Annotated in this window: 22 protein-coding genes and 1 tRNA gene; 11 read left to right on the forward strand and 12 right to left on the reverse strand. The window is 64.8% G+C overall.

The genetic code is table 11. The features are described from left to right. Nucleotides 1-31 precede the first annotated feature (31 nt). From AC2FNY_RS01120 to AC2FNY_RS01140, 5 genes are read right to left on the reverse strand one after another with little or no spacing between them, the layout of a single operon-like run. Nucleotides 32-1201 (reverse strand): molybdopterin molybdotransferase MoeA, encoded by a 1170-nt coding sequence (locus AC2FNY_RS01120; RefSeq protein WP_496801371.1) that lies wholly within the window; start codon nucleotides 1199-1201, stop codon nucleotides 32-34. Beyond that, complete coding sequence (gene moaC, locus AC2FNY_RS01125) at nucleotides 1198-1671, reverse strand: cyclic pyranopterin monophosphate synthase MoaC (RefSeq protein WP_234170207.1); 474 nt, start codon at nucleotides 1669-1671, stop codon at nucleotides 1198-1200. Before moaC ends, AC2FNY_RS01120 begins: the two co-directional genes overlap by 4 nt. Beyond that, nucleotides 1671-2483, reverse strand: a complete 813-nt coding sequence (trpC, locus tag AC2FNY_RS01130) for an indole-3-glycerol phosphate synthase TrpC (protein WP_496801372.1) — start codon at nucleotides 2481-2483, stop codon at nucleotides 1671-1673. Before trpC ends, moaC begins: the two co-directional genes overlap by 1 nt. Beyond that, entirely contained in the window at nucleotides 2480-3499 is a 1020-nt protein-coding gene (gene trpD / locus AC2FNY_RS01135; RefSeq protein WP_234136813.1) for an anthranilate phosphoribosyltransferase, read from the reverse strand. The genes trpC and trpD overlap by 4 nt, the downstream gene beginning before the upstream one ends. Continuing rightward, nucleotides 3496-4077, reverse strand: a complete 582-nt coding sequence (locus AC2FNY_RS01140; RefSeq protein WP_496801373.1) for an anthranilate synthase component II — start codon at nucleotides 4075-4077, stop codon at nucleotides 3496-3498. Before AC2FNY_RS01140 ends, trpD begins: the two co-directional genes overlap by 4 nt. Before the next feature lie 160 nt (nucleotides 4078-4237). Here AC2FNY_RS01140 and AC2FNY_RS01145 point away from each other — a divergent pair, with 160 nt between their 5' ends. Beyond that, nucleotides 4238-5680, forward strand: coding sequence for a divergent polysaccharide deacetylase family protein (locus tag AC2FNY_RS01145; protein ID WP_496801374.1), 1443 nt, complete (start codon nucleotides 4238-4240; stop codon nucleotides 5678-5680). An 88-nt stretch (nucleotides 5681-5768) separates the two neighbouring features. On the opposite strand, the gene AC2FNY_RS01150 is transcribed toward AC2FNY_RS01145, so the two are convergent. From AC2FNY_RS01150 to fabI, 6 genes are all read right to left on the reverse strand, one after another. Further along, a complete protein-coding gene (locus tag AC2FNY_RS01150; RefSeq protein WP_496801375.1) occupies nucleotides 5769-6293 on the reverse strand; it encodes a HutD/Ves family protein in 525 nt (174 codons plus the stop codon). Then, the gene (trpE, locus tag AC2FNY_RS01155) at nucleotides 6293-7804 is read right to left on the reverse strand and encodes an anthranilate synthase component I (protein WP_496801376.1); all 1512 of its coding nucleotides are present in this window, start codon (nucleotides 7802-7804) and stop codon (nucleotides 6293-6295) included. The genes AC2FNY_RS01150 and trpE overlap by 1 nt, the downstream gene beginning before the upstream one ends. 9 nt (nucleotides 7805-7813) lie before the next feature. After that, nucleotides 7814-9658, reverse strand: a complete 1845-nt coding sequence (locus AC2FNY_RS01160) for a peptidylprolyl isomerase (RefSeq protein WP_496801377.1) — start codon at nucleotides 9656-9658, stop codon at nucleotides 7814-7816. Nucleotides 9659-9749: 91 nt separating this feature from the next. Next, nucleotides 9750-10925 carry an aminotransferase gene (locus tag AC2FNY_RS01165; protein ID WP_496801378.1) on the reverse strand — a complete coding sequence of 392 codons (1176 nt, stop codon included), beginning with the start codon at nucleotides 10923-10925 and terminating at the stop codon, nucleotides 9750-9752. A gap of 72 nt (nucleotides 10926-10997) precedes the next feature. Then, nucleotides 10998-11513 (reverse strand): xanthine phosphoribosyltransferase, encoded by a 516-nt coding sequence (gene gpt / locus AC2FNY_RS01170; protein ID WP_234136806.1) that lies wholly within the window; start codon nucleotides 11511-11513, stop codon nucleotides 10998-11000. Nucleotides 11514-11529: 16 nt separating this feature from the next. Continuing rightward, entirely contained in the window at nucleotides 11530-12336 is an 807-nt protein-coding gene (fabI, locus tag AC2FNY_RS01175) for an enoyl-ACP reductase FabI (protein ID WP_234136805.1), read from the reverse strand. A 134-nt stretch (nucleotides 12337-12470) separates the two neighbouring features. Between fabI and pdxH the strand changes: the two genes are divergently transcribed. The 6 genes from pdxH to AC2FNY_RS01205 all read left to right on the forward strand — a co-directional run bounded on the left by pdxH (nucleotide 12471) and on the right by AC2FNY_RS01205 (nucleotide 19473). Next, nucleotides 12471-13076: a pyridoxamine 5'-phosphate oxidase gene (gene pdxH, locus AC2FNY_RS01180; RefSeq protein WP_496801379.1), complete on the forward strand. Its 606-nt coding sequence runs from the start codon at nucleotides 12471-12473 to the stop codon at nucleotides 13074-13076. Nucleotides 13077-13196: 120 nt separating this feature from the next. Beyond that, on the forward strand, nucleotides 13197-13724 hold the full coding sequence (locus tag AC2FNY_RS01185; RefSeq protein WP_496801380.1) for a cold-shock protein: 528 nt from the start codon (nucleotides 13197-13199) through the stop codon (nucleotides 13722-13724). A 10-nt stretch (nucleotides 13725-13734) separates the two neighbouring features. Continuing rightward, nucleotides 13735-14202, forward strand: a complete 468-nt coding sequence (locus AC2FNY_RS01190; RefSeq protein WP_234136802.1) for a DUF192 domain-containing protein — start codon at nucleotides 13735-13737, stop codon at nucleotides 14200-14202. A gap of 43 nt (nucleotides 14203-14245) precedes the next feature. Next, nucleotides 14246-14322, forward strand: a tRNA-Pro gene (locus AC2FNY_RS01195). A 708-nt stretch (nucleotides 14323-15030) separates the two neighbouring features. Further along, a complete protein-coding gene (locus AC2FNY_RS01200; RefSeq protein WP_496801381.1) occupies nucleotides 15031-18675 on the forward strand; it encodes a vitamin B12-dependent ribonucleotide reductase in 3645 nt (1214 codons plus the stop codon). 552 nt (nucleotides 18676-19227) lie between these two features. Continuing rightward, nucleotides 19228-19473, forward strand: coding sequence for an EF-hand domain-containing protein (locus AC2FNY_RS01205; RefSeq protein ID WP_234162588.1), 246 nt, complete (start codon nucleotides 19228-19230; stop codon nucleotides 19471-19473). A gap of 48 nt (nucleotides 19474-19521) precedes the next feature. On the opposite strand, the gene AC2FNY_RS01210 is transcribed toward AC2FNY_RS01205, so the two are convergent. Then, nucleotides 19522-21066 (reverse strand): trimethylamine methyltransferase family protein, encoded by a 1545-nt coding sequence (locus tag AC2FNY_RS01210; RefSeq protein ID WP_234136799.1) that lies wholly within the window; start codon nucleotides 21064-21066, stop codon nucleotides 19522-19524. A 418-nt stretch (nucleotides 21067-21484) separates the two neighbouring features. Here AC2FNY_RS01210 and AC2FNY_RS01215 point away from each other — a divergent pair, with 418 nt between their 5' ends. The 4 genes from AC2FNY_RS01215 to AC2FNY_RS01230 all read left to right on the forward strand — a co-directional run bounded on the left by AC2FNY_RS01215 (nucleotide 21485) and on the right by AC2FNY_RS01230 (nucleotide 26259). Continuing rightward, complete coding sequence (locus tag AC2FNY_RS01215; RefSeq protein WP_234170026.1) at nucleotides 21485-22003, forward strand: outer membrane beta-barrel protein; 519 nt, start codon at nucleotides 21485-21487, stop codon at nucleotides 22001-22003. A gap of 356 nt (nucleotides 22004-22359) precedes the next feature. Beyond that, entirely contained in the window at nucleotides 22360-23730 is a 1371-nt protein-coding gene (gene cysS / locus AC2FNY_RS01220; protein WP_496801382.1) for a cysteine--tRNA ligase, read from the forward strand. Between the two features lie 115 nt (nucleotides 23731-23845). Beyond that, nucleotides 23846-25480: a citramalate synthase gene (cimA, locus tag AC2FNY_RS01225; protein ID WP_496801383.1), complete on the forward strand. Its 1635-nt coding sequence runs from the start codon at nucleotides 23846-23848 to the stop codon at nucleotides 25478-25480. After that, complete coding sequence (locus AC2FNY_RS01230) at nucleotides 25477-26259, forward strand: squalene/phytoene synthase family protein (protein ID WP_496801384.1); 783 nt, start codon at nucleotides 25477-25479, stop codon at nucleotides 26257-26259. The genes cimA and AC2FNY_RS01230 overlap by 4 nt, the downstream gene beginning before the upstream one ends. Nucleotides 26260-26270 lie beyond the last annotated feature (11 nt).

Raw genomic sequence — 26270 nt, forward strand, 5'->3', positions numbered from 1 at the left:
CTGTTTTGTGTCAACAATTGAGGGTAAGGGTTCAGATCGGGACGTATCGAACCCGCTCGCCGGCGGCGCGGGCCGGGTCCTCGGGCGGGCGCATCAGCAGCGCGTTGGCCTGGGCCAGGATCGACAACAGGGAACTGTCCTGATCACCAAAGGTGGCGATCTGCCCATCGTCCACCCGGGCACGCATGTAGTGTTCGCGCGGTCCATTGGGCCCGAGGGGTGCGCTCAGCACGGCCTCGCACAGGGTGATACCCGGATCAAGGTCGAGCATCCGGCGCAGCATGGGAAGGATGAAGATGTATCCGCAAACCATTGCAGAGACGGGATTACCGGGAAGGCCCACCATCGGCATGTCACCGATCCGGCCCGCCATCAGCGGTTTGCCGGGGCGCATCCGTACCTTGTAGAACGACCGTTCCATCCCGAGGTCTCCGGCCACATGCGCCACCAGATCGTGATCTCCGACCGACGCGCCGCCGATGGTGATCACCAGATCGGCGCCTTGGGCCAGATCAAAGGCGGTGGTCAGCGACGCGCGGGTATCGCGTGCGATGGGCAATACCCGGACCTGTGCGCCATTGGCCTCGAACAGGGCCTTGAGACCGAACGTGTTGGAGGCGATGATCTGATCGGGGCCGGGTGTTTCTCCGGGCATCACCAGTTCATCCCCGGTCGAGATCAGGGCGACCACCGGGCGCCGACGGACCGGCACGCGTGGGATGTTCATCGAGGCCAGCAGCGCCACATCCTCGGGCCGCAGAATACGCGGCGCAGCAAGGGTCTGTCCGACCCGAAAATCGACGCCAGCCGGGCGGATATTGGGCTTGTCGCCGGGCGCGTCCGTGATGGTGATCAGGTCGCCGGTGCGGCTCACATCTTCTTGAATCACAACGAAATCGGCGCCTGCTGGCACTGGCGCACCGGTAAAGATACGCACCGCCTGACCAGCGCCCAACACCCCGTCGAACCGATGCCCCGCCGCGGCCTCTCCGATCACCTTGAACATGGCGTGACGTTCGACCTCGGCGGATTTTACCGCATATCCGTCCATCGAGGCAGCGGCAAAGGGCGGTTGATCCCGTGTCGCGGCAACGTCGTGTGCCAGAACCCGTCCTGCCGCGCCCGCCAGCGGTGCCTCTTCGGCGCCGAGCGGTTCCACCAGGTCAAGCAGCAGCGCGCGGGCCTCTTCGACAGTGATCATGTCGCCTCGTAACGTCCTGATTTACCGCCGTCTTTCAACGCAACCCGGATGCCGCCAATCTGCATCGCCTTGTCCACCGCCTTGACCATGTCATAGACTGTGAGCGCGGCGGTCGAGACAGCCGTCAGCGCCTCCATCTCGACACCGGTCTGGCCGGTGGTGCGAACAGTGGCGGCGATGCGCACGCCGGGCAGATCGGGGTCCAGCGTCAGATCGACGGCGACCTTGGTCAGGGCCAGCGGATGGCAGAGCGGGATCAGATCGGGGGTTCGCTTTGCGCCCATGATGCCCGCAAGCCGCGCAACCGCCAGCACGTCCCCCTTTTTCGCGCGTCCCTCCGCCACGATATCAAAGGTTTGTTGTGCCATGCTGATGTGACCCTCGGCCACGGCCACGCGGTCGGTCACTGCCTTGTCGGTGACATCGACCATATGCGCATCACCCTTGGCGTCGAAATGGGTCAGGCTCATCACATCGCTCCGGGCATCAGCGGATCGGCCAGCAGGGTGCGGGTTGCCTCGGCCACATCGTCCTGGCGCATCAGGCTTTCGCCGATCAGGAAGCAGCGGGCGCCATAGCGCGCCATGTCGGACAGGTCGGCGGGCGTGTTCAGCCCGCTTTCACAGACGATGATCCGCTCTGGCGGCACCAGTTTCGACAGTTTGCGGGTGGTATCCAGCGTCGTTTCGAATGTCTTGAGATTGCGGTTGTTTATGCCGATCAGCGGGCTTTTCAGGCGCTCGGCACGTTCCAGTTCCTCGGCGTCATGCACCTCGATCAGGACATCCATGTTCCAGTCGAACGCGGTCTGTTCCAGTTCCTCGGCCTGGGCATCGTCGACCGAGGCCATGATGATCAGGATACAATCGGCCCCCAGTGCCCGCGCCTCGACCACCTGATAGGGGTCATACATGAAATCCTTGCGCAGCGCGGGCAGGTTGCAGGCGGCGCGCGCGGCGGTCAGATAGGATTTGGCGCCCTGGAAACTGGGCGTGTCGGTCAGCACCGACAGGCACGTCGCGCCGCCCTCGGCATAGGCACGCGCCAGCGCGGGCGGGTCGAAATCGGGGCGGATGAGGCCCTTGGACGGGCTGGCCTTCTTGATCTCGGCAATCAGGCCATAGCCCTGGCGCGTGGCCGCGATCAGCGCATCGGCAAAGCCGCGCACCGGATCCGCCTCGCGCGCCTCGGCCTCGACCGCCGCCAGCGGTTTGGCGGCCTTGTCGGCGGCGACCTCTTCCAGCTTGTAGGCCTTGATCTTGTCGAGAATCGTGTCGGTCATCTTGCGTCCTGTGTGATGCGGGAAAGGGCCTCGACCTTGGCGCGGGCCTGGCCGCTGTCGATGCTCTGGGCGGCGAGGGCGACACCCTCGCGCAGGTCGGCGGCGCGGTCGGCCACCACCAGCGCGGCGGCGGCGTTCAGCAGCACCGCGTCGCGATAGGCCGACGGCGCGCCATCCAGCAGCGCGCGAAACGCGGTGGCGTTTTCCTCGGGGGTGCCGCCGACGATCGTCTCGAACGGATGGACGGGCAGGCCCGCATCCTCGGGATGCAGCTCGACCTCCTTGACGGTACCGTCCTCGAGCGCGGCGACCCAGCTGACCCCGGTAATGGTCAGCTCGTCGGTGCCGTCCGAGCCATGCACCAGCCACGCGCGCTCCGAGCCCAAAAGGCCCAGCGTCTCGGCCATGGGCCGGATCAGCGCGCGACTGAAAGCGCCGGTCAGTTGCCGCTTGACCCCTGCCGGGTTGGTGAGCGGCCCGAGAATGTTGAAGATGGTTCGGGTGCCCAGTTCGGCCCGGGTGGGCATCACATGGGCGGTGGCCGGGTGATGCATGGGCGCCATCATGAAGCCGATCCCGGCCTCGTTCAGAGCCTTTTCAACCACTTGCGGGCCAACCATCACGTTGATGCCCATCTGGCTCTGCAAATCGGCGGTACCGGATTTCGAACTCAGGTTGCGGTTGCCGTGCTTGGCCACCACCACGCCGGCGCCGGCCACGACAAAGGCGGTGGCGGTCGAGATGTTCAGCGTGTTCTTGCCATCGCCGCCGGTGCCGACGATATCCATCGCGCCCTCGGGCGCGCGCACCGCGTTGCATTTGGCGCGCATCACGGCGGCGGCGGCGGCGTATTCGTCAACCGTTTCGCCGCGCGTGCGCAGCGCCATCAGCAGGCCGCCGATCTGGCTGGGCGTCGCCTCGCCATCGAACAGGATGGTAAAGGCCTGCTCGGCCTCGGCGCGGGTCAGCGAGCGGTCGGCAGCGGCACCGATCAGCGGTTTCAGCGCATCACTCATGCCGGTACCTTCATCACGTCGAGGAAATTGCGCAGCAATGCGTGCCCATGTTCCGAGGCGATGGATTCGGGGTGAAACTGTACCCCATGGATCGGCAATTCCTTGTGTTGCAGCCCCATGATGGTGCCATCCTCCAGCCAGGCGGTGACCTCGAGACAGTCGGGCAGGCTGTCGCGCTCGACCACCAGCGAGTGATAGCGGGTCGCCTCGAACGGCGAGGGTAGGCCGGCAAACAGACCTTTTGCGCTGTGATGCATCTGACCCATCTTGCCATGCACGATCTCGTGGCAGCGCACCACCTTGCCGCCAAAGGCCTGTCCGATGGTCTGATGGCCCAGGCACACGCCCAGCAATGGCGTGCGGGTCTCGGCGGCGGCCTCGGTCATTGCAAGGCAGATGCCCGCCTGATCAGGGTCGCAGGGGCCGGGGCTGAGCAGGATGCCCGCCGGGTTCAGCGCCATCGCCTCCTGCACATCCAGCGCATCGTTGCGGCGCACCTCGATCTCGGCGCCAAGCTCGCCCAGATAGTGCACGAGGTTGTAGGTGAAACTGTCGTAATTGTCGATCAAGAGCAGCATCTTGAGCCTTGTCCCGTCGGGTATTAGGGGCTGGTGGCACGGGGGCCAGCCAAGGTATAGTAATCGCGCCCCTACATGTTCAGTCTTGTGCGGCAGCGTCAAGGGCAGACGGGGCGAACGGGCAAAAAGTCGAAGCAGGACCAACAAGAGGCGTGAGGATATGGGCGGATTCATCGGAGGACTATTGGCCGGGGCGGTGCTGGTCTTGGCGGCGGCGGCCTGGCTGTCGCTGACGACACCTTTGCCGCAGCGTCCCGAGGTGGCGGCAACACCCGCGGCGGCGGAACCGGCGGCGGAACCTGCCGAGGACAGGGGAATCGCGGCCCCCGGTCGTGACGCCGATCTGGTGGAACTGGCGCCGCGCCAGCCCGAGGCGGCGCCCGGCGCCGAAACGCTTGGCGCTCTGGACGAGGCCGACCGCCAGCCCGCCGACAAACCGCAGGTGGGCGGCGCGACCGATGCCATCGACCGGCCCGAGGGCAGCGAAACCGCCGCCGTGCAGGTGCCGGGGACGGGTGCCGGTGTGACCCAGCCGCAACTGGCGAGCCCCGCCGCTCCGCAGGATCGCAGCGAACCCGAGGTGAATACCGAAGCACCCGCGCAACCCAACGTGCCCGCAACCGGTGTGACCGCCGAGGTGACCGCGCCCAGCCTGCCGGAGGCCGCACCAGAGCAACCCGTCGTCGCGACCGATCCGCAGGTGTCCCAGGAAGGGGGAAGCGTGACCGAGGCGCCCACGACCGACAGTGCACCAGCGCCGGATACCGCAACGGCGGCGCCCGCAGTGCCGCAGGAAGACGAGAAGCCGCGCATCGCCGCCCTGCCGCAGATCGGTGGGGCCGAAGAGGGCGCGACACCACGCGTCGGCACCCCTGTGGTGCCGCTGACCGAACGCGATAGTGGCACCGATGCCGCGGCCGAGGACGGCCCGCGCCCGATCGAGGCCTATGCGGCGGCATTCGAGAACCCCGAGGACAAGCCGCTGATGTCGATTGTCCTGATCGACGATGCCGAGGGGCTGGGCAGCGAGGCGCTGCGCGATTTTCCCTATCCGTTGACCTTTGCGCTGGATCCGGCGGACCCGCAGGCCGCCGAGAAAATGGCCCGCCACCGCGCCGCCGGGGTCGAGGTGATGGTGATCGCCGATCTGCCCGCCGCCGCCAGCGCGCAGGATGCCGAGGTCTCGATGGCGGTCTGGCTGAAGGCGCTGCCCGAAACGGTGGGCATCCTCGAGGGCACCGGCACCGGCATCCAGGGCAACCGGGCGCTGTCCGATCAGGTCACCGCCATTGTCGGTGGCAGCGGGCGCGGGCTGCTGACCCAGGATAACGGGCTGAACACGGTGCAGAAACTGGCCGCGCGCGACGGTGTGCCCTCGGCCGTGGTGTTCCGCGATTTCGACGGGGCCGGACAAAGCCCCACGGTGATGCGCCGCTTCCTTGACCAGGCGGCATTCCGCGCCGGGCAGGAGGGCGCGGTGGTGATGCTGGGCCGACTGCGGCCCGACACGATTTCGGCGCTGCTGCTGTGGGGGTTGCAGGATCGCGCCAGCCGGGTGGCGCTGGCGCCGGTCTCGGCAGTGCTGACACGCGATCCGGGCTGAGGCCGGGGGGTGTTGCCAAAAGGAGCGCCTGTGGCGCGCTCTTTTTCTTGTGCGCCTCCGGCGGGAGTATTTGCGGCGGAATGAAGGATCAGGTTTGGCGTGAGATCGCAACGCCAAGCGCCAGGGCGTCTTGGCCGAGCTTGAGGGGCGTCCCTCGGGCGAGCAGGACCTGGCCCGCGGCTATGGCGGTGGTTTGACAGCTTGCCGTGCCGCTGAGGAGATAGAGCGCGACTTCTTCTGGGGTGGCGGCAAGGGTGTGTGCCCCGGCATGAACGCTGACCGAGCCGGTTACCCGGCGGGGATCGAAGATCAGGTTCAGGTTGCGCACGGGACCGTCAGGCAATCGTCCGGTGACCGGGAGGTCGCCCGAGAAAGGCAGGGGGGCGCCAAGTTGGGCCCGCAAAACGCGCCCGTCGGTGTGCAGTTCCATTCCGCTGCCGTCGACCACGGTCAGAATACGCATCTGTCCGGGAAACAGGGAAAACGGACCCTCGGCGCTCACCTCGGCCAGGCTGAGCCGCCAGTGCCCGGGCTCTCCGGCGATCTCGCGCGTCACGCCGCCGCCGTTCTTCCAGGGAACCGGGGGCAGGCTGCGCGGATCGAGCAGGTGCATCAGCTGTTGCGCGAACCGGTGAACCGGGCCGCATCCGCCGCCGCGCGGCGGATGGCGTTGGATTTGTGCACCGTCTCCATGAACTCGGCCTCGGGGTCGCTGTCATAGACCACGCCGCCGCCGGCCTGGATATAGAGCTTGCGGTCCTTGACGATGGCGGTGCGCAGGGCGATGCACATGTCCATGTCGCCCCCGGCGCTGAAATAGCCGACACCGCCGCCATAGATGCCGCGTTTTTCCGGCTCCAGCTCGTCGATGATCTCCATCGCGCGCACCTTGGGGGCCCCGCTGACCGTACCGGCGGGCATGCCGGCAAAGAAGGCATCCAGCGCGTCCTTGTCCGGATCCAGCTCTCCGACCACGTTCGACACGATATGCATCACGTGAGAATAGCGCTCGATGATGAATTTCTCGGTCGGGCGCACGGTGCCGATCTTGCTGACCCGGCCCGCATCGTTGCGGCCGAGATCGAGCAGCATCAGATGTTCGGCAAGTTCCTTCTTATCGGCGAGCAGATCGGCCTCGTTGGCGCGGTCCTCTTCCGGGGTGGCGCCGCGCGGGCGGGTGCCCGCGATGGGGCGGATCGTCACCTCTTGCCCAAAGACGCGCACCAGGATCTCGGGGCTGGCGCCGACCACCTGAAAGCCGCCGAAGTTGAAATAGAACATGAAGGGCGACGGGTTGGTGCGCCGCAGCGAGCGGTAGAGCGCAAAGGGCGGCAGCGGAAATTCCTGCGTCCAGCGCTGTGCCGGGACCACCTGAAAGATGTCGCCCGCGCGGATGTAATCCTTGGCCTTTTCGACCGCCGCCTTATAGCCCTCGCGGGTGAAGTTCGACACCGGCGGCGCGACCTCATGCGCCTCGCCCAGATCGCGGGTCTCGGCGGGCATGGCGCGTTCCAGATCGCGCACCGCATCCATCACCCGCTCAGCCGCCTGGGCATAGGCGGCGCGCGCCGATTGGCCGTCGCTGACCCAGGCGGGCGAGACCACGGTGACCTCGCCCTTGACCCCGTCGAGCACCGCCACGACCGAGGGGCGCATCATCACAGCATCGGGCAGGCCCAGCGGATCGGGGTTCACATCGGGCAGATGTTCGACCAGCCGCACCATGTCATAGCCGAGATAACCGAACAGCCCGGCCGAGGCCTGCGGCAGATCCTCGGGCAGCGCGATGCGGCTTTCGGCCAGAAGCGCGCGCAGGTTGTCGAGCGGATTGCCCTCTTGCGGCCGGAACCCGTCGGGATCGAACCGCGCCTGCCGGTTCAGCGCAGATTGTTCGCCATGACAGCGCCAGATCAGGTCCGGCTTCATCCCGATGATCGAATAGCGCCCGCGCACCTCACCCCCGGTCACCGATTCGAGCATGAAGGCGTCTTTCTGCGCGCCCGTCAGCTTGAGCATCAGCGACACCGGCGTGTCGAGGTCGGCGGCCAGGCGGGTGTGGACGACCTGGTTCTCGCCCGCCTCATAGGCGCGGGCGAAGGTTTCGAAATCGGGTGTCAGCGCCATGGGGACCCCTTACTGAAAGCTGGCCTGCACTGCGTTCAGCGCGCGCTGGTCCAAGGTCGGCTGTGCCCGTGTCTGGGCGTCGCGGACATAGATGTCGAACAGGTTCTGTGCCAAGGCCTGGCTCATCTGTGCATTCAGCGCCCGCTTCATCTGGGTCAGCTCGTCGGTATCGGCGGGCGGCAGTTCCTCTTCCAGCCGCACGATGAACGCGGCCTCGTCGCCCGCGATCACCTTGAGGTCGCCGGGCCTCATGGCAAAGACCTGCTCCATGAAGTCAAACGGCGTGCCGTCGATGAAGGCGGTGCGGGTCAACCCGTTTTCCACCCGATGCGACAGGCCGGTGGCGGTGAAATCGCCATCGGTGGCGAGGCTTGTCACCACGCTGGCGGCCTTGTCCTGAAGCGCGCGGCGGGTGGCGTCGGCGGTCCAGGCGGCGACCACGCGCTCGCGGGCGCTGTCGAGCGGTTCGGGGCGTGGCTCCAGCTCTTCGTCCAGGCGCAGGGCAAAGACGGCGCCGTCTTCGAGAAAGCCGATTTCGGGGAAATCGCCCTCGGCCACCTCGGTCGCGGCCTCGCGGAACCCGGCATAGGCGGCGACCCCGTCCGAGCTGTCCTCGGTCCAGTCGATCTGACCCAGGTCCATGTCGGTGTCCTGCGCCAGCTCTTCCAGCGTGGCGCCACCGGCCAGCATGTCGTTGAGGGATTCGGCCTGTGCCTCGATCAGGCGGCGGGCGCGTTCGCCGGCAAGCTCGTCGCGCAGTTCGGCCTCGACGCTTTCAAAGGCGGTGATGCGGGCATCGAGCGTGCCGTTCACCCGGAACAGCGCGGGGCCCAGATCCGAGGGCAGGGGGCCGACCACATCACCGACCTCGGCGGCGAATACCGCCTCGGCGGCAGCGCCCAGATCCTGCGCGGTCAGGTCTCCCATGTCGACGTCGGTCAGCGAGAGACCGCGCCCCTCGACCAACTGTTCGAAGGTGGCGCCGCCAACTTCGACCTGGGCCATGGCGCTTTCGGCGCTGGCCTGATCGGCAAAGACCAGACGTTCGACCAGGCGGCGCTCGGGCTGCTGATAGTTGCTTTCGCGTTCCTCGAAGAGACGGCGCACCGCGCCCTCGTCCAGCTCGACCCGGTCGAGCAGCATTTCGGGTGTCAGCAGCGCATAGGTCAGCCGCTTGCTGCGCGGCAGCATGAACTGGTCCTGATTTTCGGCGTAATAGGCCTCGACCTCGGCCGCATCGGGGGTGGCAACCGGGGCATCCAGTGCACTGGTATCGACCGTGGCCATGGTAAAGCTGCGGCGTGCGCCCACGAACTGCGCCAGCGTGTCGGCATAGGTATCGGGCATGACCAGCCCTTCCATGATCGCGCCCTGCACCAGGGTACGCGCCGATTCGCGGCGCAGATCGGCCTCGAATTCGGCCTCGCTCAGCCCGGCATTGTCCAGCGCATAGCGATAACCCTCGGGGTCGAACTTGCCGTCGACACCCTGAAAGGCGGGGATCTGCACGATCTCGCGGCTCAGGTTCTCGTCGCCGATCGAGATACCCAGTCCGGCCACCTCGTTGTCGAGCGCGGCAATCGCCACAAGGCGTGCCAGCACGGCCTGGTCGATACCCAGATCGCGCACCTGGCTCATTTGCAGGGGTTGACCGGTCTGCGCCTCGATGGCGCGGATCTCGCGTTGCAGTTCGCGGGCATAGGCATCGACGCTGACCGTCTGCTCGCCCACCTGCGCCACGGTGCGTACCGTTCCGGTGAGGTTGACGGCGCCGAAGCCGGCAAGCCCCGCCATCAGCAGACCCATCAGGATCCAGACAAAGGTCTTTGATAAGCTTTTGACACCTGCGGCCATGTCGCCCCCTTGTTGCGGCTGGAATGCGGCGGTTTCGCCTTGCCCGTTCGTTTGCCGCCCTGTCTACGCCGGGCGTCCGGGCTGGGCAAGGTCAGAAGCGGAGCCCTTTGAGCCTGTCGAACAGCTGGCCGATCCCGGCGCGGTCGAGATTGGCAAAGGCCACCCGCAGCTGGCAGGCCCCGGCGGGGTCGCCCTCGGGCATGAACATGGTGCCGGGCAGCACCAGCACCCCGGCATCCCGCACCAGCCGTCGGGCCAACTCGTCCGAGGGGATATCGAAGGGATGTTCGAGATAGGCGAAATAGGCGCCCAGCCCCAGCAGTTTCCAGCCCTCGGCCGCGAGCGCGGGCATGCCCTCGGCAATGGCGGCGCGGCGGTCGAGGATCTCGTCCCGTTCACCGGCCACCCACTGGCCCAGATTGCGCATGCCCCACAGCGCGGCATGCTGGCCGATCTGGCCCGGGCAGATGGCGACGGTGTCGAGGAACTTCTCGATCTCGGCCAGAAGTCCGGTATCGCTGGCCAGCGCGCCGATCCGGTGTCCGGTCAGCCGGTAGGCCTTGGAAAACGAATAGAGATGCACCAGCGTCTTGTCCCAGTCGGGCCGGGTGAACAGATCATGCGGGGCACCGCTGCGGCTGTCGAAATCGCGATAGGTCTCGTCCAGCAGCAGGCGCAGCCCGTGTTCGGCGGCCAGATCGTAAAAGGCGCCGACCAGCTCGGCGGGGTATTCCACGCCGCCCGGATTGTTCGGCGTAACCAGCGCGATGGCGCGGGTGCGCGGCGTGATCAGGGCGCGCGCGGCCTCGACATCGGGCAGCAGATCGGGACCGGTGGTCAGCGGCACTGCCGTGACCCCTTCCATGTCGAGCCACATTTTATGGTTGAAATACCATGGCGTTGGCAGGATGACCTCATCCCCTTCGCCGGTTATGGCCGAGATGGTGGCGGCAAAGGCCTGATTGCAGCCCGAGGTGATCGCCACCTGTTCCGGCCTGACCGCGCCGCCATAGTGGCGGCTGATCTGGGCGGCCAGTTCGGCGCGCAGATCGGCGTTGCCCAGCACCGGACCATAGAGATGCGCGCTGTCCTCGGTCAGCGCGAAATCGGCCATCGCCTGACGCAGCGCCTGCGGCGGTGGGTCGACGGGCGCGGCCTGGCTGACATTGATCAGCGGCCGCTCGGGCGAAAAGCTGACGCCCTCCAGCCAGCGTCGCGCCTCCATCACCGGCGGCGCGAATGTGGTGGCGGTACGGGTCGGGGCCATCTTGGATACTCTGTTCAGGAGGTGGGGTCTTGGTGCAGAAAGCGCGCTCTTTCGGGCGCGCTGGCAGTTGGATCAGTCGGTGCCCCGATAGGGTTCGACATATTGCAGCGCCATGTCCCAGGGGAAGAAGATCCAGGTGTCCTGGCTGACCTCGGTGATGAAGGTATCGACCATCGGCCGGCCCTTGGGTTTGGCATAGACCGTGGCGAAATGGGCGTTGGGATACATTTCGCGCACCAGTTCCAGCGTCTTGCCGCTGTCGACCAGGTCGTCGATGACCAGAATACCGGTTCCGTCGCCCATCAGGGCTTCATCCGGCGCCTTCAGCACCTGTGCCTGTCCCTGGGCCTGATGGTGATAGGATTTCACGCTGATCGTGTCGACGGTACGAATATCCAGCTCGCGGCTGACGATCATCGCCGGGGCCATGCCGCCGCGGGTGATCGCCACCACGGCGCGCCAGGCGCCCTCGTCGGGGCCCTGGCCATCCAGCCGCCAGGCCAGCGCCCGGCTGTCGCGATGGATCTGGTCCCAGCTGATGTGAAAGCCCTTTTCATGGGGCAGGCGATGCGGATCCTTGGTGCTCATGCCGACTTACCCCCCGTTATCCCTTGTCGATGTCGGGGGCGTCGACCGCCTTCATCCCGACAATGTGATAGCCGCTGTCCACATGCAGGTTCTCGCCCGTGACGCCCGAGCTGAGATCCGAGAGCAGGTAGAGCGCCGACTTGCCCACATCGTCGATCGTGACATTGCGGCGCAGCGGCGAGTTATACTCGTTCCACTTCATGATATAGCGGAAATCGCCGATGCCGCTGGCGGCCAGCGTCTTGATCGGCCCGGCGCTGACCGAGTTGACGCGGATACCGTCCTTGCCCAGATCCTCTGCCAGGTACTTGACCGACGCCTCGAGCGCCGCCTTGGCCACACCCATCACATTATAGTGCGGCATCACCTGTTCGGCGCCGTAATAGGTGAGGGTGATGGCGCTGCCGCCCTCGGTCATCAGCTTTTCGGCCCGCTTCATCACCGCGGTGAAGGAAAACACCGAGATATCCATGGTCAGCTTGAAATTCGCCCGGCTGGTGTCGACGTAGCGACCGCGCAGCTCGTTCTTGTCGGAAAAGCCGATGGCGTGCACGACAAAGTCGAGCTTGCCCCATTTCTGTTCGAGCGCGTCGAACAGCGCGTCGATCGAGTCCTCGTCGCCCACGTCACAAGGCAGCACGATCTCGCTGCCCAGTTGCGCGGCCAGCGGGTCGACCCGCTTCTTCAGCGCATCGCCCTGATAGGAAAAGGCCAGCTCTGCGCCCGCATCCGCAAGCGCTCGGGCAATGCCCCAGGCGATGGATTTGTCATTGGCCAGTCCCATGATGAGGCCGCGTTTTCCGGCCATCAACTGATTTGACATGTTCGGTTCTCCGCCTGTCGTCGCGTCATGAGCTTGTGGTTTATGCTATAGAACATGTCCCTTCAAGGGCGCGCGCTCTTGCCCGTGTCGGGAAGAGGGCCTAGGCTCTGCCGCAGTTGTTCAAGGGGATGGACATGAGTGACAGGACTGGCATCTTCGCCGGTGATGACCCGTTTGCTATTGCGCGGGACTGGTTGGCCGAGGCAGAGCGGACGGAACCCAATGATCCGAACGCAATCGCGCTGGCGACGGTGGATGCCTCGGGGCTGCCGAATGTTCGGATGGTGCTGCTGAAAGAGATCGAACCGGCGGCCTTCGTTTTCTACACCAATTACGAAAGCGCCAAGGCGATCGAGCTGGAGCACGCTGGTAAGGCCGCCTTTGTGATGCATTGGAAATCGCTGCGCCGCCAGATCCGGGTGCGCGGCACGATCACCCGCGAAGCGGGGCCGCAGGCCGATGCCTATTATGCCTCGCGCTCGATCAAGAGCAGGCTGGGTGCCTGGGCCTCACGCCAGTCACGGCCGCTGTCGAGCCGCGCCGCGCTGATGGCCGAGGTTGCCAAGATCACCGCGGCCAAGGGACCGAACCCGCCGCGCCCGCCGTTCTGGGGCGGGTTTCGCCTGACACCTGTCGAGATCGAATTCTGGGCGGATGGCGCATTCCGACTGCACGACCGCTTTGTCTGGCGTCGGGCGAACCCAGGGGAAAGCTGGAATATCCAGCGTCTCAACCCCTGACATTCGCGGAACGTGAAATGCAAGTGTCAGAAATAGAAGAACTTTTTTTCCTTGTGTTTCCGGTGTAAAATCCGGCAAACCAAGGGGCTTACAGCAACGTCAAATCACGATGGATAGCAAGTGTCCGAAGAACTGAGCAGTGCATACAAAGTCCATGGACGAGTCAAATGGTTTGATCCGACCAAGGGATATGGTTTCGTGGTCTCCGACGAAGGCGGCCCGGATATCTTGCTGCATGTCAATGTACTTAGGAATTTCGGCCAGAGTTCGGTTGCCGATGGCTCTGCAATCGAGATTGTAACCCATCGTACCGATCGCGGTGTGCAGGCGGTCGAGGTTGTCAGCATCGTGCCGCCCGAACGGCCCGAGACGGTGCTGTTGTCGGATTTTGCCGAGATGGACCCGGATGCGATCCGGGCCGCGCCGCTGGAACCGGCCCGGGTCAAATGGTTCGACAAGGGCAAGGGTTTTGGCTTTGCCAATGTCTTCGGTCGAAACGAGGATGTTTTCCTGCACATCGAGGTACTGCGCCAATCGGGCCTCTCGGACTTGCAACCGGGCGAGGCGCTTGCGATGCGGGTAGTCGACGGTAAGCGCGGACGCATGGCCGCCGAGGTGTTGGCTTGGGAAGCGGCGCTGAATACATGAAGGCGCTGTCGTGATCCGCGCGAAGCTTGGTCTGCTGGTCTGGCTGGCTGGCGCCACCACGCTTTGGGCGGAGAACTGCCGGGATGGCGAGTTGCGCCTGCGCAGCGAAGGGGCCGAGCTGCGCTTCACAATCGAACTGGCGCAAACGCCAGCGGAGCGGTCACAAGGGCTGATGTTCCGCGAAAGCCTGCCGCGCGGTGCGGGTATGCTGTTCGTCTTCGAACGTCCACAGCGAGTTGCATTCTGGATGAAGAACACGCTGATCCCACTTGATTTGATCTTTGTCGATCAGGCTGGCATCGTAACCCACGTTCATCCCAACGCGATCCCGCATGACGAAACAGCGATCCTGGGCGGCGATGCGGTGTTTGCGGTGCTCGAGATCAATGGCGGGCTGGCTGAGCGTTACGGGATTGTACCGGGCACTCTGCTGCAGCATCAGGTTTTTTCGGACGGACCGGCCGCCTGGCCCTGTTAGGCCTTTTCAAATCGGATTTCGGCGGATAGGAAGGCGCACGGTCCGGGGCGTGGCGCAGTCTGGTAGCGCACCTGTTTTGGGTACAGGGGGTCGTGAGTTCGAATCTCGCCGCCCCGACCACTTTCTTCTCGTCTTCCTCGTGTTGTTCTGTTTGCGCGTTGTAGCTTAGGTTTGGAGAGCGCGATTCCCGGCACCTGCAATATGCAGGGATTCGGTCAAGATGACGGTCTGACCGCTACATCTAGTGTGCCTCCGGCCACAGTTTTCGTTGCAACAGATCCCCGAAAAGCCGGCGTTCAAGCGACTGCAATGGGTCGTCATTGGGGGGCGGTCCGTGATTTGGCTTGATTGCAGGCGTTGCCCGGGCAATCGGCCGCGACTTGTTAGATGCTGTGTTTTCTGCACGGCAGCATTGGTTCGATCCCAAAAGCGCCCGAGACATAAGGAAAAAATTTTTGCCCCTCTGGCATCGGCTACGGCAGGCGCTGGGGATGGCTTTGTGGAGGAATCGCGATCACGCCAAAAGGCACGCGGGTCAACAAAAAAGATTCGCGGAGAGGGGTAAAAATCACGTTGACCTACTATGCCTGGATACGCCAGATTGTATGAGCCGACCGGTTAGCCACAAAATCTGGTGGCTGCGCGAATTGAGCGGGCAGGTCGGGAAGGAGAAACCAAAGATCAAGAATTGTTGAGCGCGAGGCCTTGCTTCGCGCTGCTGTTAGAATTCGTTCTGCTGCACGAAAGTGCAATCGGTAGACATCGGAGAGCGCGCAGGCGTGCCACCACGCAGGCTGTGAAATCAAGAAACGACCAGGGGCTGGGGACATGAAGATCGAAAGAAAGTTCACGACGGCGGGACAGGATGCTTATGCGGATCTGGAGTTCCGATCCGCGACCTCCGAGATTCGCAATCCGGATGGCACCATCGTGTTCCGCCTCGACGATATCGAGGTTCCCACCAGCTGGAGCCAGGTCGCCAGCGACGTGATCGCACAGAAATATTTCCGCAAGGCGGGCGTGCCCAGCCGTCTCAAGAAGGTGCGCGAAAAGGGCGTGCCGGAATTCCTGTGGCGTTCGGTTCCCGATAGCGACGCCGAAATGGGCGTTGAGATCTCGTCCAAGCAGGTGTTTGACCGGCTGGCGGGCGCCTGGGCCTATTGGGGCTGGAAAGGTGGCTATTTCACCACCGAAGAGGATGCGCGCGCCTATTTCGACGAGATGCGCTATATGCTGGCCACCCAGCGCGCCGCGCCCAACAGCCCGCAATGGTTCAACACCGGCCTGCACTGGGCCTATGGCATCGACGGTCCGGCGCAGGGCCATCACTATGTCGACTACAAGACCGGCAAGCTGACCAAGTCGGACAGCGCCTATGAACATCCGCAACCGCATGCCTGTTTCATCCAGTCGGTCAGCGACGACCTGGTGAACGAGGGCGGCATCATGGATCTGTGGGTGCGCGAGGCGCGCCTGTTCAAATACGGGTCCGGCACCGGCACCAATTTCAGCCATCTGCGCGCCGAGGGCGAGAGCCTGTCGGGCGGTGGCAAATCCTCGGGCCTTATGGGCTTTCTCAAGATCGGCGACCGCGCCGCGGGCGCCATCAAATCGGGCGGGACAACCCGTCGGGCAGCTAAGATGGTGATCGTCGATGCCGATCACCCCGATATCGAGCAGTTCATCCAGTGGAAGGTGCTCGAAGAGCAGAAGGTCGCCAGCATCGTCGCCGGCTCGAAGATGCATGAAAAGATGCTGAACGGCATCTTTGCCGCGATCCGTGCCTGGGACGGCGCCGAGGTGGATGCCTATGACCCGGCGGTGAACGAGGGGCTCAAGGCCGCGATCCGCGAGGCCAAAAAGGTCGCGATCCCGGAAACCTATATCAAGCGGGTGCTGGATTACGCCAAGCAGGGCCATACCAGCATCGAGTTCCCCACCTATGACACCGATTGGGACAGCGAGGCCTATAACTCGGTTTCGGGCCAGAACTCGAACAACTCGATCCGGGTCACCAATGCGTTCCTCAAGGCGGTGGAAAAGGATGCCGATTGGGAGCTGATCAACCGCGTCAACGGAAAGGTCGCAAAGACCGTCAAGGCGCGCGAGCTATGGGAGAAGGTGGGCCATGCGGCCTGGGCCTGCGCCGATCCGGGCATCCAGTTCCACGACACGGTGAACGAGTGGCATACCTGCCCGGCAGACGGCCCGATCCGTGGCTCGAACCCCTGTTCGGAATACATGTTCCTCGACGATACCGCGTGTAACCTGGCGTCGATGAACCTGCTGACCTTCCTCAAGGATGGCGAGTTCCAGGCCGAGGATTACATCCACGCCACCCGCCTGTGGACCCTGACGCTGGAAATCAGCGTGATGATGGCGCAGTTCCCCTCCAAGGAGATCGCGCAGCTCAGCTATGATTTCCGCACGCTGGGTCTGGGCTATGCCAATATTGGCGGCCTGCTGATGAACATGGGCTACGGCTATGACAGCGACGAGGGCCGCGCGCTCTGCGGTGCGCTGACCGCGATCATGACCGGTGTCGCCTATGCCACCTCGGCCGAGATTGCCGGAGAGCTGGGGCCCTTTGCCGGGTATGAGCGCAACGCCGCCCATATGCTGCGGGTGATGCGCAACCACCGCACCGCTGCCCAGGGCAAGGCCAATGGCTATGAAAAGCTGAGCGTCAAGCCGGTGCCGCTGGATCATTCCAACTGCCCCGACCCGCGTCTGGTCGAACTGGCGATGGCCTCGTGGGACGAGGCGCTGAGCCTGGGCGAGAAGAACGGCTATCGCAACGCGCAGACCAGCGTGATCGCGCCCACCGGCACCATCGGCCTGGTGATGGATTGCGACACCACCGGGATCGAACCCGATTTTGCACTGGTCAAGTTCAAGAAGCTGGCGGGCGGCGGTTATTTCAAGATCATCAACCGCTCGGTCCCCGCCGCGCTGGAGAACCTGGGTTATTCCAGCGCCCAGATCGAAGAGATCGTGTCTTATGCGGTGGGTCATGGCACCATCGGCAATGCGCCGGGGATCAACCACACCTCGCTGACGGGCCACGGCTTTGGCCCCAACGAGCTGCGCAAGATCGACGCCGCGCTGGAAAGCGCCTTTGATATCCGCTTTGTCTTCAACCAGTGGACCCTGGGCGAGGATTTCTGCACCGGGGTTCTGGGTATCCCGGCGGCCAAGCTGAACGACCCCACCTTTGACCTGCTGCGGCATCTGGGCTTTACCAAGAAGGATATCGACGCGGCCAACGACCATGTCTGCGGAACGATGACGCTGGAAGGGGCGCCGCATCTGTCCGAGGAGCATTACGCGATCTTCGACTGTGCCAATCCCTGCGGCAAGAAGGGCAAGCGTTTCCTGTCGGTGGACAGCCACATCACCATGATGGCGGCAGCGCAGAGCTTTATCTCGGGGGCGATCAGCAAGACGATCAACATGCCCAACAACGCCACCATCGAGGATTGCCAGAAGGCCTATGAACTCAGCTGGTCGCTGGGGGTGAAGGCCAACGCGCTCTATCGGGATGGCTCCAAGCTGAGCCAGCCGCTGGCTGCCGCCCTTATCGAGGATGACGACGAGGCCGCCGAGGTGCTGGAAACCGGCACCCCGGCCGAAAAGGCCGCCGTGCTGGCCGAGAAGGTGATCGAGAAAGTGGTGGTCAAGGAGGTGATCCGCAGCCATCGCGAGAAACTGCCCCATCGCCGCAAGGGCTATACCCAGAAGGCGATCGTGGGCGGTCACAAGGTCTATCTGCGCACCGGTGAGTATCAGGACGGTTCGCTGGGCGAGATCTTCATTGACATGCATAAGGAAGGCGCCGGGTTCCGGGCGATGATGAACAACTTTGCCATCGCGGTCTCTGTCGGCCTGCAATACGGGGTGCCGCTGGAGGAGTTTGTCGATGCCTTCACCTTTACCAAGTTCGAACCGGCCGGCATGGTGCAGGGCAACGACTCGATCAAGAACGCGACCTCAATCCTGGACTATGTGTTCCGGGAACTGGCGGTCAGCTATCTCGACCGCACCGACCTGGCCCATGTGAAGCCCGAAGGTGCCACCTTTGACGATATCGGCAAGGGTGAGGAAGAGGGTGTGTCGAACGTTGCCACTGTCAGCGACAGCGCCGCATCGAAGTCGCTGGAGGTGCTGAAACAGATCAGCTCGACCGGCTATCTGCGCAAGCGCCTGCCGCAGGAGCTGGTGGTGCTGAATGGTGGTGCCAGTGTTGGCGCGGTGGCGCTGGACAGTGCCGGCGACCCCGTCGCGGCGCTGCAGACGCTGGTGCCCGAAACCGGACAGGCCGCCGTCGCCGCGACCGGCATGGATGCCCGCACCAAGGCCCGCATGCAGGGATACGAAGGCGAGGCCTGCGGCGAATGCGGCAACTACACGCTGGTGCGCAACGGCACCTGCATGAAGTGCAACACCTGTGGTGCGACGAGCGGCTGCTCGTAACCACAGGACGACAGATCGCGCCCCCTCCGGGGCGCGTAGGGGCCGGGGGCTTCCCTCGGAAATCCGGCCCCGACGAAATCCGGAACCGGCGGCGCGGCCCATCCGCGCCCGGCGTTCCAGCCGACAGCCCCAGCTGCTGGGGCTGCCGGGTCCCGGGTGGGGCGGGGTGACCAGCCCTCTCACTCGAACACGGGGCGGGTGCGCTCGCCCCCGACGCGTCCAGGCCGCAGGCAGAAAATACCGGGCGGTCAACGATTGAGCCTGGCACGCGAGACTCAATAGGGGGCTTCGGCCCCCTTTTTTTTGTCCGCGATTCGGGAGAAATCCGGCAGGCTCTTGCCGGATCGCCGCGACCCGCTCTGGGGACATCCGCCGATCTCGCCTGCGCGTGTGCTGCCGGGCGGCGGTTCGCCGACCGGATCAGCGGCAACCGGCGCCAGTCAGCGCGAATCCGCGCTGTTCGACGCAAGCCGATGACAACGCCCCGCGAAGGGTGGAGGGTGTGCCTGTCCGGACATGACAGAGACATAACCCACTTGAGGAGAGACTCAAATGACACCGAAACTGCTGGCCCTGCTGGGCGCCTTGGGTATGGCCCTGCCTGCAACCGCATGGGCGCAGAGCAGCGCGGATACAGATGGCGACGGCGTTTTGACCCTGACCGAGGTTCAGGCCGCAAATCCCGAGGTGGATCCCGAAACCTTTGTGCGGATGGATTCCAATGGCGATGCGGTCCTGGATGCCGAGGAAGTCGCCGAAGCACAGCAGGCAGGCTTGCTTCCCGCGAGCGATGGCTGATCGCCATCTGGAACGGCGGCCTTCGGGCCGCCGTTCACTTTCAATAGCTTACGGCGCCAAGTGAATGTTGAACTTCGCCCGAATCGCCGCATCTGTAACGGGATCGAAACGCGCCGCTGACCTCTCTGCCAGAATAGCCTCCTTGCGGGCCACGGCCTTGGCGATCAGGTCGGGCTTGTCCTTTTCCACCCATTCCTTGGGCGAGGTCCGGTCCCCCAGCGTGGGATAGACATAGTCCACCTGCATCCGGCCCAGCGTCTGGTCGGTGCCCAGATAATGGCCGCTGCCGCCCAGACAGACCTCGGCGATCTGATCCACCGCAAGCGTCTCGTCGGTCACTTCGATGCCGCGCACGCAGCGCAGCGCCTGGCCGATCAGGTCGTCGGACAGGATCAGGCTTTCATGGCAGAAGCCCAGCAGCGACGCATGCATGCCCGCCGCCTCGTAGACCATATTCAACCCCGACAGACCCGCCATGACGTTCGAGCACATCTGCTCCCACCCGGCCTGCATGTCCGGCAGTTTGCTGTCGGCGATCCCCGCCGCCGCGCCGCCAGGCAGATCGTAGAAGCGGTGCATCTGGGCGCAGCCCGCTGTCAGCAGCGCCTGTTCGCCCGACCCGCCGGTCATCGCGCCGGTGCGCAGGTCCAGGCCAAAGGGCCAGGTGCCAAAAATCGCGGGCGCGCCCGGCTTGACCGCGTTCACGTAAACCAGACCGGCCAGACATTCCGCCACCGCCTGAACGATGGCGCCCGCCACGGTCGAGGGCGCGGTGGCCCCGGCCATGCCCGCCGACAGCAACAGCACCGGCATGCCGTGCTTGATGCATTCCTCCATCACCAGGCAGGATTCGGTGGCGAACTTCATCGGCGGCACGACAAAGCAGTTGGAGTTCGACACGAAGGGCCGCTCGCGCCAGTTGGCCTCGCCTCCGGCGATCATGTGCAGCATTTCGATGGCGGGCGCCACATAGGACGGATCGGTAAAGGACACGCCGACATGCTTGTACGTGCCTGAGCAACAAGCATAAATCGTGTTCATATCCATTTCGAAATTGTCGCTGATATCGCGACAGACCATCGGGCGTTGCACGAAATGAATATTGTCGAGCCGTTCGCAGATCCGCGAGGCGTCGTGCAGATCCTGCACCGTCGAATCGCGGTATTCGCGGCCATCGACATCGACCATGTGAACCGCCGCGCCTGCGGTGCCGTAATGGACCCGCGTACCCGCAAGCTCGAGGTCGGTCTTGCCGTCGCGACTGTAGAGCGTCACCGAGCGGTTGGCGCGGGCCAGCGTGTCCTCGACCAGCGCGCGGGGAAAGCGGATGCGCTTGTCCTCGCCCAGGATACAGCCGGCGCCGACCAGATAGTCGATGCCGCTTTGCGGGGCATCGGCCAGGCCGATACGTTCCAGCGCGTCAAGGGCCGCGGCATGGATACGCTCCATGTCCTGTTGGCTCAGAAGGTTCAGCGCGCCACCGCTCATACCGGGGCGGATGGGGCGCAGATGGTCGGGAAGCGCGGCAGAGCGGGCGGCGCGACGGGCCGAACGCCCGCCCGCACGGGCAGTGCTACGAGTCTGATCGTTCATGCAGGTAGAATCCTGGTGAGTTTGGGAATGGAAAGGAAGAAAACGCGTCAGCGGTGGCCAGGCCGACCCCGTGCGGCACGCCCCCGGTCGGCACCGATGGTGCGGCTGACCAGGCAGATCTTGCTGCGTTCCTCTTGCATGCTTGCGCTCCTCATCCTGTGGCAGAATGCCATCCCGATCCGACCTGATCTGTCCTGTTTGCGACCTGCGTGTCGCAGCGCTCGTGCGCGGGATTCCGCGACGCTTTAGCCCCCCTGTGGCGGGTTCCGGCCCAGCCTGCAGGGCCGTGGCTCTGGCGGCTTGAAGCAAGTAACGACAAGGCGCATCTGTCTGGTGGCGACAGGAGAGCGGCGCTGAAAAAGATATTGGTGACAATATCTTGCCGGGTTTCTCTTGTCCCGTGGCAAGGAGTAGAACAATGAAGCATTTGGTTCCCGCGCTGGTCGCGGTATCTATGGCCGCCGCCCCGGCAATCGCAGGTGACTGGAGCGGCGCCTATCTGGGGCTGGGTGTCGGTTATGGCGATGTCGATGGCCCCGGCGCGCGCGATGGCGAGGCCGCCACCTTTGGCGGCCATATCGGCTACAACTTTGATCTGGGCAACCGGTTCGTCATGGGCGGTGAACTGGAATATGACCGGGTCAACAACGATCTGGGCGGCGGGGGCGGCACGCTGGACGAGATCGGGCGGCTCAAGGTCAAGGCCGGTTACGACTTTGGTCCGGTGCTGGGCTATGGCGTGCTGGGGGCGGCGCGCGCCACCTCGACATTCGGCAATGAAAACGGCTTGGTCTATGGTTTGGGTCTGGCGATGCCGGTGACCGACTATTTGTCGGTCAGTGGCGAGGTTCTGCGCCACCAGTTCAAGGATTTTGGCGGCGCCGGAAGCGATTTCGACGTCAACACCTTCAACCTGCGGGCATCGCTGCGGTTCTGAGTGCGGGCAGGCGGCGCGCAACGCAGTGCGCCGCCGACCTGCCCGGGCATCCGGTCACACAAGAGGTCCGCAGCCCGGTTCAAGCGGACCTCGTTCCCCGCGCCCGGTTGCCACCGCGGTCACGGTTTCTCGACGCATGCCGGCGACGGCTCCCCTGCGGCGTGCGGTTTCAAGGCTTGGATCAGCGAACAAGCCGTGTTATGGCTCTGCCATGACCCGCACCATTCGCATCATTATCTGCTGCATTACCCGCTGATCCATTCGCGGGCTGGTCATTCGTCGTTTTCTTCGCAAAGACAAGTTGCTAAGCCCGCGCTGACAAGCGCCTGCCGCATGCTGTTTAGGAACAAGACACGATGACGACGATCAAGCTGCACAACACAAGGACGCGGACAAAGGAAGAGTTTGTCCCGATCGACCCCCGGAACGTGCGCATGTATGTCTGCGGTCCCACGGTCTATGACCGGGCGCATCTGGGCAACGCGCGACCCGTGGTGGTGTTCGACGTGCTCTACCGGCTGCTGCGCCATGTCTATGGCGCGGATCATGTGACCTATGTGCGCAACTTCACCGACGTCGACGACAAGATCAACGCGCGCGCGGCCGAAAGCGGGCGGCCCATCGGCGACATCACCGCCGAGACGACCCAGTGGTTTCTGGACGACATGGGCGCGTTGGGTGCGCTGGAACCCGACCACATGCCGCGCGCCACAGAGTACATCCCGCAGATGGTGGCGATGATCGAAAGCCTGATCGCCAAGGGCCATGCCTATGCGGCCGAGGGCCATGTGCTGTTCGCGGTGGATTCGTGGAAAGAGCATTACGGCAAGCTCTCGGGCCGCTCGGTCGATGACATGATCGCGGGCGCCCGGGTCGAGGTGGCGCCCTACAAGAAGAACCCGATGGATTTCGTTCTGTGGAAACCCTCGACCCCCGATCTGCCCGGCTGGGACAGCCCCTGGGGCCGGGGGCGGCCGGGCTGGCATATCGAATGCTCGGCCATGAGTTACGAGCTCTTGGGCGAAAGCTTCGACATCCATGGCGGCGGCAACGACCTGATGTTCCCGCATCACGAGAACGAAATCGCGCAAAGCTGCTGCGCCCATCCCGAGGGTCGTTTTGCGAATGTCTGGCTGCATAACGAGATGTTGCAGGTCGAGGGCAAGAAGATGTCCAAGTCGCTGGGCAACTTCTTTACCGTGCGCGACCTGCTTGATCAGGGCATCCCGGGCGAGGTGATCCGCTTCGTGTTCCTGAGCACGCATTACCGCAAGCCGATGGACTGGACCGAGAAGAAGGCGAAAGAGGCCGAGACAACCCTGCGCAAGTGGCGCGCGCTGACGGCGGGTATCGAACCCGCCGCCAGCGCGGCGCCCACAGTGATCGAGGCACTGGCCGATGACCTGAACACGGCGGGCGCCCTTACCGAGCTGCATCGCCTGGCCGCCGAAGGAGAGCCGCCGGAACTACTCGCCTCTGCCCAACTCATGGGGCTTTTGAGTGATGAACTCTCGGGTTGGGATGGTGCCTCTGTCGATCTGACGGGGTTCGAGGCGCAACTCGCCGCCGCCCGAAGCGTCGCGATGGAGAGCAAGGATTTCTCCGAAGTGGACCGGCTCAAGGCGGCCTTTGTCGCTGCCGGGCTTGAGGTGCGGATGAGCAAGGAGGGCGTCTCGCTGCTGCCCTCGGCCGGGTTCGAGCCCGCCAAGCTGGAGGCCCTGAAATGACCCTCCATCGCGAATGCCCCGCCCGGGCTTGCCCAGGCCGCGCCCGACCCGCCCCCATGGGCGGGCGCCATGCGCCCACCCCGGGCCGGGCGCTGCCCTGTCGAGGAGACTCCGCATGACCCGCGACCGCCTCTACCTTTACGATACCACCCTGCGCGATGGTCAGCAGACCCAGGGCGTACAATTCTCGACCCCGGAAAAGCTGCGCATCGCCAGTGCGCTCGACAGTCTGGGTATCGACTATATCGAGGGCGGCTGGCCCGGGGCCAACCCCACCGACAGCGCGTTTTTCGAGGCCGCGCCAGCGACCCGCGCGCGGCTTACCGCCTTTGGCATGACCAAGCGGTCGGGCCGTTCGGCCGAGAACGACGATGTGTTGGCCGCCGTGATGAACGCGGGCACCGGCACCGTCTGTCTGGTCGGCAAGGCGCATGACTACCACGTGACCCATGCGCTGGGGATCGAGCTGGCCGAGAATACCGGGAACATCCGCGCCTCGATGGCCCATATCGTGGCGCAGGGGCGCGAGGCGCTGTTTGATGCCGAGCATTTCTTTGACGGCTATCGCGACAATCCCGCCTATGCGCTGGAAGTCTGCCGGGCCGCGCTGGAGGCAGGCGCGCGCTGGATCGTGCTGTGCGACACCAATGGCGGCGCCATGCCCGCCGATGTGGCCCGCGTGGTAGGAGAGGTGATCGCCGCCGGTATCCCCGGCGACCGTCTGGGCATCCATTGCCACAACGACACCGATCAGGCGGTGGCCTGTTCTCTGGCCGCCGTGATGGCGGGCGCGCGCCAGATCCAGGGCACGCTGAACGGGCTGGGCGAGCGCTGTGGCAATGCCAACCTGACCTCGTTGATCCCGACGCTGTTGTTGAAGGAACCCTATGCCAGCCGGTTCGAAACCGGTGTCAGCGCGGGGGCGCTGGCCGACCTGACCCGGATCAGCCGGATGCTCGACGACATCCTGAACCGGGTGCCGGTGAAACAGGCGCCCTATGTCGGCTCCTCGGCCTTTGCGCACAAGGCCGGGCTGCATGCCAGCGCCATCCTCAAGGACCCTTCGACCTATGAACATATCGACCCCGCGCTGGTGGGCAACGAGCGCATCATCCCGATGTCGAACCAGGCGGGCCAGTCGAACCTGCGCAAGCGGCTGACCGATGCGGGGCTGAGCGTGCCGCCGGGCGACCCGGCGCTGGGACATATCCTGGAGCGGATCAAGGCGCGCGAGGACGAGGGCTATTCCTATGACACCGCGCAGGCCAGTTTCGAGCTGCTGGCGCGGCGCGAACTGGGCCAGATGCCCGCGTTCTTCGAGGTCAAGCGCTACAAGGTCACGGTCGAGCGGCGCAAGAACAAGTATGACCGCATGGTCAGCCTCTCCGAGGCGGTTGTTGTGGTCAAGGTGGATGGCGAAAAGCTGCTTTCGGTCAGCGAGTCGCTGGACGAGACCGGCAGCGACCGCGGCCCGGTCAACGCGCTCTACAAGGCGCTGGCCAAGGATCTGGGGCGCTATTCGGCGATCCTCAGCGACATGCGGCTGGTGGATTTCAAGGTGCGCATCACCCAGGGCGGCACCGAGGCGGTGACCCGTGTCATCATCGACAGCGAGGATGGCAAGGGGCGGCGCTGGTCTACCGTGGGCGTCAGCGCCAACATAGTCGACGCCTCGTTCGAGGCGCTTCTGGACGCGATCAACTGGAAACTGCTGCGCGATTGCGCGGGGCAAGGGGTGGCGGCGGAGTGAGCGACGTCTTCGACGCCGATCTGACCGCCTGCGCCGAGCTGGTGCAGCGCGCCGACCCGGACCGGTTCGCGGCGGCGATGGCGGCCCCGGTGGCGGCGCGCCGGGTGCTGTTTCCGCTCTACGCGCTGGCGGTCGAGGTGGCGCGCGCGCCCTGGGCCTCGGCCGAGCCGATGATTGCCGAGATGCGGCTGCAATGGTGGCGCGACGCGCTGGAAGAACTGGCCGTCGGCAAGCCGCCGCGCCGGCATCCGGTGGTGACGCCGCTGGCGGGTATCCTCAGCCCGCAGATGGCGGCGCGGCTCGATGGATTCGTGGCGGTGCGGCGCTGGGACATCTATCGCGATCCGTTCGAGGATGAAACTCACCTGACCCGCTATGTCGAAGAGAGCAGCGGCACCCTGCTATGCGCCGCGGCAGCCGCACTGGGGCAGGCCGACGAGGGCGTCTTGCGCGACTACGGCTATGCAATGGGGCTGGCCAACTGGTTCCGCGCCATCCCGGAACTGGAGGCGCGCGGGCGCATCCCGCTGCTCGACGGTACCCCCGCAGGTATCCGGCAACTGGCCGAGGAGGGGCTTGACCGGCTGTCTCGGGCGCGCGCGAAACGCGCCATGATCTCACCTGCTGCGCGGCCCGCGCTGCTGGCGGGTTGGCAGAGCGGTGCGCTGCTACGTCAGGCACGCAAGGAACCCGCACGCGTGGCGGCGGGCCAGCTTGGACTCAGCCCCTTTGCGCGCAACCTGCGACTTGGTCTCCAGGTTTCCACTGGCCGCTGGTGACGGTTTTGCGA

This window comes from Ruegeria sp. BHSC223 (assembly GCF_059613025.1).

Bases quoted from the DNA above. Each gene is read 5' to 3' on its own strand.
- AC2FNY_RS01145 (WP_496801374.1), top strand. From the start codon at position 4,238: ATGGGCGGATTCATCGGAGGACTATTGGCCGGGGCGGTGCTGGTCTTG.
- cimA (WP_496801383.1), top strand. From the start codon at position 23,846: ATGACCCGCGACCGCCTCTACCTTTACGATACCACCCTGCGCGATGGT.
- AC2FNY_RS01215 (WP_234170026.1), top strand. From the start codon at position 21,485: ATGAAGCATTTGGTTCCCGCGCTGGTCGCGGTATCTATGGCCGCCGCC.
- AC2FNY_RS01120 (WP_496801371.1), bottom strand. From the start codon at position 1,201: ATGATCACTGTCGAAGAGGCCCGCGCGCTGCTGCTTGACCTGGTGGAA.
- AC2FNY_RS01160 (WP_496801377.1), bottom strand. From the start codon at position 9,658: ATGGCCGCAGGTGTCAAAAGCTTATCAAAGACCTTTGTCTGGATCCTG.
- AC2FNY_RS01165 (WP_496801378.1), bottom strand. From the start codon at position 10,925: ATGGCCCCGACCCGTACCGCCACCACATTCGCGCCGCCGGTGATGGAG.
- AC2FNY_RS01140 (WP_496801373.1), bottom strand. From the start codon at position 4,077: ATGCTGCTCTTGATCGACAATTACGACAGTTTCACCTACAACCTCGTG.
- AC2FNY_RS01205 (WP_234162588.1), top strand. From the start codon at position 19,228: ATGACACCGAAACTGCTGGCCCTGCTGGGCGCCTTGGGTATGGCCCTG.
- trpC (WP_496801372.1), bottom strand. From the start codon at position 2,483: ATGACCGACACGATTCTCGACAAGATCAAGGCCTACAAGCTGGAAGAG.
- AC2FNY_RS01200 (WP_496801381.1), top strand. From the start codon at position 15,031: ATGAAGATCGAAAGAAAGTTCACGACGGCGGGACAGGATGCTTATGCG.
- AC2FNY_RS01210 (WP_234136799.1), bottom strand. From the start codon at position 21,066: ATGAACGATCAGACTCGTAGCACTGCCCGTGCGGGCGGGCGTTCGGCC.
- AC2FNY_RS01150 (WP_496801375.1), bottom strand. From the start codon at position 6,293: ATGCACCTGCTCGATCCGCGCAGCCTGCCCCCGGTTCCCTGGAAGAAC.
- trpE (WP_496801376.1), bottom strand. From the start codon at position 7,804: ATGGCGCTGACACCCGATTTCGAAACCTTCGCCCGCGCCTATGAGGCG.
- moaC (WP_234170207.1), bottom strand. From the start codon at position 1,671: ATGAGCCTGACCCATTTCGACGCCAAGGGTGATGCGCATATGGTCGAT.
- gpt (WP_234136806.1), bottom strand. From the start codon at position 11,513: ATGAGCACCAAGGATCCGCATCGCCTGCCCCATGAAAAGGGCTTTCAC.
- pdxH (WP_496801379.1), top strand. From the start codon at position 12,471: ATGAGTGACAGGACTGGCATCTTCGCCGGTGATGACCCGTTTGCTATT.
- trpD (WP_234136813.1), bottom strand. From the start codon at position 3,499: ATGAGTGATGCGCTGAAACCGCTGATCGGTGCCGCTGCCGACCGCTCG.
- fabI (WP_234136805.1), bottom strand. From the start codon at position 12,336: ATGTCAAATCAGTTGATGGCCGGAAAACGCGGCCTCATCATGGGACTG.
- cysS (WP_496801382.1), top strand. From the start codon at position 22,360: ATGACGACGATCAAGCTGCACAACACAAGGACGCGGACAAAGGAAGAG.